This is a genomic window from Frankia sp. AgKG'84/4 (assembly GCF_023242965.2).
Classification (GTDB): Bacteria; Actinomycetota; Actinomycetes; order Frankiales; family Frankiaceae; genus Frankia.
Window position 1 is genome coordinate 1 of the sequence record NZ_JALKFU020000754.1, and the last position, 1,206, is coordinate 1,206.

Consider the following 1,206-nt stretch of genomic DNA (forward strand, 5'->3'; position numbering starts at 1 on the left):
GCAGAGGCCCGAGCGTCCGGCCGGCCGGACCGGTGGAGCGGCCGCCGCCGGCTCCACGGACGGTGCCGGCCGAGCCGGTGCCGGTGCGGGCTCATCGGCCGGGCTACGGCGCTGGAACCATGCCGACACCGAGTCGAAGATCGGCGAGGTCTCGTACTCGTCCCCTTCCGCGTCCGCGGTGGGCTGCTCGCCGGTGTTCTCGGCGGCGGCCACCTCGGCGGCCACCTCGGCGGCCACCTCGGCGGGACGCCGACCGGGTCCGGTCGCCTCCTGTCCGGTGGGCGGCTGCGGTCCCGTCAGGCGCTGCGGCCCGGTGGGGATCTGGGGGCGGGGTCCGGTGTCCGCCACGGGTGGGCCCCCGTGCTGCGGGCCGGTTGCCGACGCGGTCGCGGTCGGCGGGTCAGCCGGCTGCTCACCGTCGACGGGTCCGCGGTCGACGGGTCCGCGGTCGACGGGGGCGAACACGCCGCCCACCGGCCCGGTCGGGATCCGCTCGGCCCCGGGCCCCGGCCGCCCGCGAACGGGGAGCCTGGGCGCCGATTCCTCCCGGTCGACCGGCTGCTGGTCGATCTCGGCCGGTCGAGGGCGGGTCGGCCACCGGTTGTCGCCGAACGACATCGGGCTCGTCACGTCCGGTGCCGGGCGGTCGCGGCGGGCAGCGGGGCCGCGCCGCTCGATGTGCTCAGTTTCTGGGGTGACGCCCGACCCCGGGCGGCCACGGCCCTTCGGTCCGGTCCCCTCACGCGGCAAGGGGAGTTCGGTCGCCTCGCGGTCGTACTCCACCGGCTGGTCGGGTGCCTGCGGCTCGCGCTGCGGGGTGAGGTCGGTGTCGAGGGAGACCGGGCCGGTGTCCGCCGGGGTGTCCGATCCGCCGCCGGGATCGTCCCGGTTGGTCCGTCCGCCGCCGAATGCCTCCACGCCGAGGCCGCGGCGGTCGGTGGTCGGCAGCGGGCCGGTCCGGTCGGAGCCGATCTGCGCGGCCAGCGGGCCGGTGAGCGGGAACGGGCCGGTGTTGGGCAGGCGCCCCGGTCCGCTCTTGTCGTCGAAGATGCTGCCCCGGGTGGCCGGCTCGGCGCCCGGGCGTTGCCTGTTGCCGGCTCCGTTGGTCGGTCCGGTGCCGGGCAGGGCCGCGAGGCCGTTCGTGCGTTGTCCCGCATCGATGGCCGGTCGGTCGCCGTCGCGGGGGCCGCTGTCGCCGGCCGGGCC

General features: G+C 78.0%; 1 pseudogene. It reads right to left on the reverse strand.

Annotated elements, in window-relative coordinates:
• A pseudogene (locus MXD58_RS24975) lies at positions 1-1,206 on the reverse strand (histidine kinase); the annotation flags it as partial.